At 48.5% G+C, this 7,645-nt stretch carries 8 protein-coding genes; all 8 read right to left on the bottom strand.

Going from position 1 to position 7,645, the window contains the following annotated elements:
- Positions 1–123: 123 nt before the first annotated feature.
- Positions 124–717, bottom strand: coding sequence for a nucleic acid-binding protein (locus VN429_RS08235; protein ID WP_325631970.1), 594 nt, complete (start codon positions 715–717; stop codon positions 124–126).
- The gene (locus tag VN429_RS08230) at positions 710–3,115 is read right to left on the bottom strand and encodes a hypothetical protein (RefSeq protein WP_325631967.1); all 2,406 of its coding nucleotides are present in this window, start codon (positions 3,113–3,115) and stop codon (positions 710–712) included. The genes VN429_RS08235 and VN429_RS08230 overlap by 8 nt, the downstream gene beginning before the upstream one ends.
- Before the next feature lie 122 nt (positions 3,116–3,237).
- Positions 3,238–4,161, bottom strand: coding sequence for a cysteine-rich small domain-containing protein (locus tag VN429_RS08225; protein ID WP_325631965.1), 924 nt, complete (start codon positions 4,159–4,161; stop codon positions 3,238–3,240).
- On the bottom strand, positions 4,158–4,520 hold the full coding sequence (gene nrdD / locus VN429_RS08220; protein ID WP_325631972.1) for an anaerobic ribonucleoside-triphosphate reductase: 363 nt from the start codon (positions 4,518–4,520) through the stop codon (positions 4,158–4,160). The genes VN429_RS08225 and nrdD overlap by 4 nt, the downstream gene beginning before the upstream one ends.
- 64 nt (positions 4,521–4,584) lie before the next feature.
- Positions 4,585–5,229, bottom strand: a complete 645-nt coding sequence (pyrF, locus tag VN429_RS08215) for an orotidine-5'-phosphate decarboxylase (RefSeq protein ID WP_325631962.1) — start codon at positions 5,227–5,229, stop codon at positions 4,585–4,587.
- Positions 5,226–6,152 (bottom strand): deoxyhypusine synthase, encoded by a 927-nt coding sequence (locus VN429_RS08210; RefSeq protein WP_325631960.1) that lies wholly within the window; start codon positions 6,150–6,152, stop codon positions 5,226–5,228. The genes pyrF and VN429_RS08210 overlap by 4 nt, the downstream gene beginning before the upstream one ends.
- A gap of 42 nt (positions 6,153–6,194) precedes the next feature.
- Positions 6,195–6,383 (bottom strand): tautomerase family protein, encoded by a 189-nt coding sequence (locus tag VN429_RS08205; protein WP_109969915.1) that lies wholly within the window; start codon positions 6,381–6,383, stop codon positions 6,195–6,197.
- A gap of 10 nt (positions 6,384–6,393) precedes the next feature.
- A partial coding sequence (locus VN429_RS08200) for a tRNA(Ile)(2)-agmatinylcytidine synthase (RefSeq protein WP_325631956.1) occupies positions 6,394–7,645 on the bottom strand: 1,252 nt, incomplete at its 5' end.

Genomic DNA, 7,645 nt, shown 5'->3' with positions numbered 1-7,645 from the left:
ATTTTTAGGAGGGGGTTATGCACAATCCTCCTGAATAGTCCTGAACAGTTCCAAATATTTCTTTATCGAACGATGAACGAATAATTCTGGAAAAATGGAAATTTCAGGAAAACTGAAACCAGATCAGATCTCAACTGTTTTCAGGGCTTCGTGAACCATTCGTTTCCAGACATCTGAAGATTGCTTATAGATCTCTTTTGATTTTACCAGATCCGGATTCTCATCAGTCTTCTCAAGCCGCTCCAGTGTTCGTGTAGCAGTATCCAGAATCCAGCAGTCATGTACCTGCTTATTGACAGCAGCCACAGACTCAGCTCGGACTGATACCAGTGTTCTCCCGTCAGGAGCAGTAAACACATTGGGTTTACCTATTACCGCCACATACGTTGGCTTTGCTTCAACGGTAGGCGTCTCGATGGATGCAATCTGGTGCATCGCCTCTGGCTGATAACTCCCGGCACTGACAAAGAAGAAACCACTCGGATCTTTTACTTTGATCTGGTAGAAAACCGCCTCACCCTCTGATTTTTTCTTATCAGCAAGAAGCCCTACCAGAAATACCCTGTTACATCGCTCTCCGGTTGGGAGGAGTACAAAGGTCGGGCTTTTGTCTTCACTTCCTTCCTTGAAGTGATATGTTGTCTCTCTGAACTCTGCTGCAAATACACGCTTTGCCGGTTCACGTTCGTACCGCTGAAATGCAGTCTGCTCACTCATGACTGGTCACCTCTGAGCGGTTAAGCAGATCAGCATGACGTGCCGAATCAAACGTAAGGAAAGAACATGATGAGGTGAAGAGTCTGTTCTCGATAACTCTTCCCTGGCACGAGATATACCGACCAAGTAAGGCTTCACAAAGGTGGTAATAGACCGTCTCAAGACCCAGCGGATTGTTCTCAGCCATCTCCTTGGCACCATCCAGTGTAAGACCGAGGAGTTTTTCGACTCCTTCCCGTGATATGATCGTATCCCAGGTCTGCCGTCCATTATCAAGCCATCCTTTGATTCTGAGATCGTATTGAAAATCAGGCTGGATCTCATGGATCTGACAGTAGTTCTGTCTTGTAAGCACTCTTCCGCATCCCTCTACCGGACAGCGTTTGATAAGGCCTGAACCGGGTGAGATATGAACGAGTGCACCTGTGACCTCGTCACCTGATGCTTTTACCTCAATCTCTCCGGTGTCGTCAGGAATAATAACAGACCCGTTTAGAGTCAGGGATGGACGCCCGTTGTATTCGTCTGCTGATGCGTATTGGATTGTGTAAATTTTTCCCGGAATTATCCGTTCTACAGTACCATCTTTCCATGTCACGAATCTGATAGTTCCTGTCTCATCACCAATAACTCCAGACTGCAGGATCCTCTCACTCGTATTATCATATTCCTGGGCTACTTTTACATGCAGGCAGACAATTCCTGGTTTTATCTCAGCAACCGGTGTTAGTGCAGGTTCTAGATTTTGATCTCCCTGAAGTGAAGAAATCCTGGTACCTGAACTGAGCTGCAGGTTCATAGCTCCGCGATAGAGGTCGGCTATAGCGTAATCAAATCGGTACCAACCTCCGGTTTCTATCTCTGCCACCTGTTCTCCCTGCCTGATGGTGAATCTGATAGCACCGGTGTTGTCAGCGATCACTCCCGCTGCCCTCACTGCTCCCTCCAGGTTGGGAGTATATGATATGACTTTTCCTTCAAGACTGATAAGTCCCGGATTCAGACCAGAAATGGGTGAAATATCAATCTGTGGAATGGTCTCGCCCGAGAGTGGTGTTACTACCGTTCCCGATGTGATCTTGATGTTTTTCTGTGAGTTGTACTCGTCAAGCACAGCTGATTCGAACCGGTACCATTCTCCTACCTGAAGAAGCGGAGCGTGAGCATTTGACCAGACAGTGAGCCTCATCACTCCTGACGAATGTGCAAAGATACCGGTTTGTGCTATTGAAGCAGAGCGGGGTGGAAAAAGAACGGTAATCACTCCTTCGAGAGTGGCAGTTTCAGGTGCTAATCTTTCCGGGAGCGGGCTGACATTGATTGCCGCTGCGTCATCTGGCAGGCTGGTAGCCCCGTTGAGAGTCAGAGACAACCGTCCGTTGAATTCATCTGCAGAAGCATAGTAGATCGTATATGCCATCCCAGGCACGAGCCGTTCTGCTGACTCGTCCTTCCAGGTCACAAACCTGATAGTGCCGCTCTCATCTCCAAGGATACCGGACTGAAACATCCTCTCACTAGAACTCGCGTACTCCTGAAGCACTTTTACCCGGACACAGACTATTCCGGGTTTTATTCCTGCCACCGGAGATATAGCTGGTCGAAGGCTGCGATCATCTGATACCTGGGTTATCTTAGTTCCTGCATTGAACTGCAGATTCATAGCTCCGCGATAGAGATCAGCGACTGCATACTCTACCTGATACCATCCTCCCTCTTCCAGTTCAGGGGGCGCTTCCCCTCTTCTGATCGTGAACCTGATTGCCCCGGTTCCGTCAGCGATGACCCCGGCAATCTGCACTGGTCCTTCAGCACGTTCTGTATAAGAGACCACTTTCCCTTCCAGGCTGATTATACCCCGATGCAGATCTGCAATGGAAGTCTTTTCAATTGTAGGGAGTTGATCGTGCGCAATCGGGAAGATTGCTGTTCCTGAATGGACCTGAAAACCAGGTTGGTTATTGAACTCGTCAACCGCAGCAGACTCGAACCGGTACCATTCTCCCTGTTCAAGAGCCGGGGCTTGTGCTTTTGCCCAGACAGTGAACCGAATAGATCCCGACTGGTCAGCGAGTATACCACTCTGTGCGACTGAAGGAGAGCGTGCTTCAAAGAGAACAGTAACTACACCTTCGATCGTTGCCCAGTCTCCGATCTTAACCTCTGCGATGGGTGTTGCATCAGGGGCATCAGATGCCACATTAGCGGTTTGAATATGTTCATCAAGACCGAACTCGCGTGAATAATCACTGACTATTGAGCGTTCAGCCTCTTCTTCAGGAACCCCGAACTCGTTGATCATTCGGGCGAGTTTCTCCTCTATCTTTGCCGGTTCGATCTGATGACCCAATGCAGCAAACTTTTCGGAGATCCTTTGTGTAATTGATGTCAGGTCCATATGTCATCTCCAATCAGCTCTTCTGATCATGATGTATATAAATCATATAGGGCACAGGGTGAAAGTGAACGGGGGTTAAATAATCGACGATGTATATCCCTGGTGCAATATCCATCAGGAAACTACTTCAGGGGATAATTTGCAAGAAGCGATATTAGTTCAGAACTGCTGGCCTCGGGGTTGCGTCGCAGATGATGCACTACTACCGGCTGATGATTAAGTGTACAGGGGGCACAGCTCCATACTCGCCCCGAACTCCGCGATCCGGTTGTCCATTCGCCAAGAGTTTCATCTTCACATGGATAGAGGGGGCAATAGCAGAAATCACACCTCTGTCCCCTGAAGTGACAGGGATAATACGGGCATCCCTTCTTGTCCCATTCAATCCACCGGTCACCACCGATGGTAGTGTGAATGTGAAATGACGATGTGATACTGGATCGGCCCGGGATCTTTAAAAAAAGTTCTCTGATATATCCAGCACCATATGATGTAGCTCGGAATATCTTTTCACCTATGTTTTCCGGATTGTTACTTGGGGAGGCACCCGAATATTCTGATCCGATGATGATGCCTCTCCGGTCCCAGCCTGTACATTTTTTATCACCTGATGAAGTTTCCATCTCTACTTTACCCACTGTTATCAGCGCATTAAGCAGATCCCGGTCCTCCAGGTGTCCATTAATAGTGCAGATGATCCTTGTGGTGATATCCATGTTCGGTGAGGTTCCAGCGCTTTGAATTTCTCTGCTGCCTGGATCCTCACTGGCAACTCCTGCAGTGATAAACAGGGTCACCTGATCATATCTGAACACAGCATGGTGCGTTGATTGTTCCGGAATTAGAAGTCCGAATGCTGCTTCAGGTGACAGACCCCTCCGATATGCTGTATTTCTTATCAACCGTAAATAATTAGAAGGATTTGAGGGCTGTACCTGGTGGATTAAAAGAGATGTGACATTTTTGATGCCACCATTCTCCCCGGTACTACAGGCACGAAATGCGCCTCGTACGATGAGGGTATCCTGTGTGAGGTAATACCTCATACAACCGAATATCGGTGTCTGTCTTTGAGTTCCTGCTGCTTTCCTGCGTTCCAGCCTGATACATCCTGAAGATATCCGGTGACTCTGCTGATCTGCACGACATCATGAGACCCGCATTCAGGGCAGACCGGTTCACCACAAAGTGGACAATATTCTATTGTTGAGGATATTTCATGACCACAATCGCAGGTGTCAAGCGGACACATGATCTCCAGATTCTTTTCACCACAGACCGGACATGGCGTTTCATCTACGATGAGATGGCAGGAATGACATTTATAACGCCGCTCTGCAACCGGTAACTCATCTTTTGATGAATACTGTGCTGCAATCTTGCGCTGTTGTTCACTCCATATCATACACATACATACTAAATTTGACCTTATGAGGGTATCTGGAAATATTGAAGTCTATCAGATTTTCTTATGTCCGCTTTCCGCGAAGTGAGGCATATCCGGCAGCTGCTGCTCCAGGATCATCTGATTCATAAATAGCCCTGCCGACAATAATGCCATCCACAAGCCCGGCTATTACGTCAGGATCCCCTCCCTGGGCTCCGACACCAGGTGAAAGGATCTTTCTGGTCCCAATGATCTCACGCAGGATCCGTGTCCTCTCCGGCCTGGTTGCAGGTGCAATTATCCCATCAGCCCCGGCATCAATAACCATCCTGGCGATACGCTCTGCTGTTCCGCCCTGGAAAAATTCAGCGCCTCCGGGATGACTCATCTCAGCAACCACATAACACTCGCCCTCATTGTCATGAGCAACTTTTACACAGGCCCTGACCGAATCTGATCCTGGAAACCCATGGCAGATTATTCCTGAGAAACCTGCTTCAAAAACCTGTTTTGCTATGAGCTGGTTGGTATTTGGGATATCTGCAACCTTGAAATCGGCAATAAGCGGGAGGCCAAATGCTTTTAGCTCCTTGGCAATATCAAGGCCTTCGGCTAGGATGAGGGGGTAACCTATCTTTATTGCATCAATGTGCGGTGCTGCTGCTGAAGCGATCCGCATGGCATCAGTTTTGGTTGTCGGATCAAGTGCAAGGATAAGGTCGGTCACGAAATTCTCTCCATTGCTGTTGCAACAAGCAGCGGGAAAGTGATTGTGGCGTCACAGTAAACCGTTACTGTCTCTGCATCCTCTTCCACTTTTCCCCAGGATCGTGCTTCATCAAGGGTTGCCCCTGAAAGACCGCCTAGATCTGGTCTGTCACCAGTCAGTTGAATTGCGTAGGTGAACCCTTTCGGAGTCATCAGCATACTCTGCAGAATAAAGTTTTTCGGAACTCCCCCCCCGATAAAGAGGGCTCCTGCTCTCTCAGATTCAAAACAGAGATCGATGATCTTTGTCATATCAGCAAAGGCATCAACTGTTACCTTTCTCCCCTGACGGAAGAGCCAGTACTGAAGACCTATCATCGAGTCCTGGATGGCAGGACAGAAAACCGGAATATTATGTCTGGCTGCCGTTGCAAGGATCCCTGTCTCTAGCCTCGATCCGATGTGTGCAAGGAGATCACTTATCGAGATGACGCTCCCGTCTTCCAGTTCGCTGTATACTCCCTGCATAAACTCTTCAAAAGCGATGAAGGCATCGTTAGGGAGGTAGACATCGTATATTCTGTTTATCTCTTCGTGTCTGAGATCCACATCATTGCAGCGCTCGGTTCCTTTGAAATGATGGCATCCGATCGCCTCAATCACATCATGAGTGAGGTTTGCCCCGGTTGAGACGAGGGCATCGATTCTTCCATCCCGGATAAGATCACTGACGATCCCTCCCATTCCTGCGGGAACCATTGCCCCGGCGAATCCAAGGAAACGGGTGGCTTTGGCATCGGTAAGCATGGATGTGTAGATGGAGACAGCACGGGAGAAAGCACCTCCATTATACGCACCAGCCTGCTCCATCACCGTGACCAGATCATTGACACTCATTCCCGGCTTGAGATGAGCCTGTCTGACCGGAATATCGCAGTCCATGTGTATGTATGTACCTTCACGTATCAAGTAACTGATGATGAGTTATGCCGTATCTGAAAGGAATACTCCTGATTTAGCAATATGATCCCGTCCGATTTCGTAGATGTATACGGTTATTGCATCAGGAGAGACACCCAGTTCCTCGACAAGTACATCGGTAACACGTCTGGCAACAGCCCTCTTCTGATCCTGTGTTCTTCCTTCTGCCATGGTAATCTGAACTGCCGGCATGTCTGAAGAGTTAGGATACAGATTGAAAAGAAGCTTCCCCGAAGACTTCTTTTCCCCTGATAAGGGGTCGTGCAAGGTGTCTGCGGGCTGTTGGAGGGACTTCATACCATCCGGTGAGGATCTCTCGTTCTCTGATTATTGTTTCCGGAGTCCGGGCTTTCTCATCGCACTTTCTGCATTTGTATCCTTTGCCTGCTCCGGCACTGGTCATCTGCTTCTGGCATTTTCTGCAGAATGGTGCTGATTTAATCTCGTCTCTCTCCATCGAATAGAGGCAGAATTTTTCAAGATTTAACGTACCGTTCAGGAATGAGCCGACTGCAATGATTCTGTCTCCAGGGATAAGGGATCTCACGAGTTGTCTGAAACCTTTCGTTGGCTCAAATGCCATGCATGTGAGTTCTTTCTCTCCATCTCGGATAACGAGGCTGACATGACCACCTGTCCCAGTGATCGGATGATGCAAAACAGTTCCACATACCCTGTATGACGAGTTCTCATTCAATGACCCGATTGTTCCTGCAAGCAGGTGTGCATCGGTTCCCTGATTTGTGAGCCAGATCTGTCCCCAGGGAAAAGGCTCTGATATAATGCATGATACAGCATGGGCAACCGCAAATGGAGAATCACCCCGTATGCCATAGAGGACCGGGTCAGGTGAATGAGGTACACAGACAACACAATCCCGGTCCCTGTCAACAGTATCCCAGGTGTGAGGTGCTGTCTCCTCATCTGCAATGAAGAGACTGTCATGATTGACATCACGGGGTGTGGACCACCGTGACTCTTCACGGTAAGCAAGATATTCCCATGTGTGATCCGGAAGAACAGAAGCAATTGCGGCTGCAGCTCCAATGAGTCCACGTCCTAGTTTATATCCCCTCCAAGCCACTGCATGCTCTGTGAGAAGTTCTTCAGTTTCAGAAATTGAACAAACCGACGTGACAGCTTTAACATAGAAGTCAGAAGGAAGTTGCTGTTTTGTGAGAACTACTCCGGGATGTGTTTTTTCGCATTTCAAGTCAGCATATGCATCGACAAGGCTGCATGCATGAGTAAACGCAACACCAGGATCCCCTCGGGCTCTGATGGCAACAGCAGCGTTCCCCCTAGTCCGGAAGGGAATAGTCGGGTTTAGCCTAATCAAGCGTGCTTCGCATATCAAAAAACCTAAAGCACGAAGATCCCTGATAAGTTTTGCTCCAAGCCATGTTGTACACATTCCCTCTGGAGAGTCTGTGTCATCCACACCGATCCAGAAT

This window comes from Methanospirillum sp. (assembly GCF_035560735.1).
Taxonomy (GTDB): Archaea; Halobacteriota; Methanomicrobia; order Methanomicrobiales; family Methanospirillaceae; genus Methanospirillum.
The sequence above is the reverse complement of the archived record's forward strand: the minus strand, read 5'-3'. Positions and strand labels throughout refer to the sequence as shown.

Excerpts from the sequence above, each read along its gene's own strand:
- VN429_RS08235 (WP_325631970.1), bottom strand. The coding sequence starts at position 717 with ATGAGTGAGCAGACTGCATTTCAGCGGTACGAACGTGAACCGGCAAAG.
- VN429_RS08230 (WP_325631967.1), bottom strand. The coding sequence starts at position 3,115 with ATGGACCTGACATCAATTACACAAAGGATCTCCGAAAAGTTTGCTGCA.
- VN429_RS08225 (WP_325631965.1), bottom strand. The coding sequence starts at position 4,161 with ATGAGGTATTACCTCACACAGGATACCCTCATCGTACGAGGCGCATTT.
- nrdD (WP_325631972.1), bottom strand. The coding sequence starts at position 4,520 with ATGATATGGAGTGAACAACAGCGCAAGATTGCAGCACAGTATTCATCA.
- VN429_RS08210 (WP_325631960.1), bottom strand. The coding sequence starts at position 6,152 with ATGGACTGCGATATTCCGGTCAGACAGGCTCATCTCAAGCCGGGAATG.
- VN429_RS08205 (WP_109969915.1), bottom strand. The coding sequence starts at position 6,383 with ATGCCGGCAGTTCAGATTACCATGGCAGAAGGAAGAACACAGGATCAG.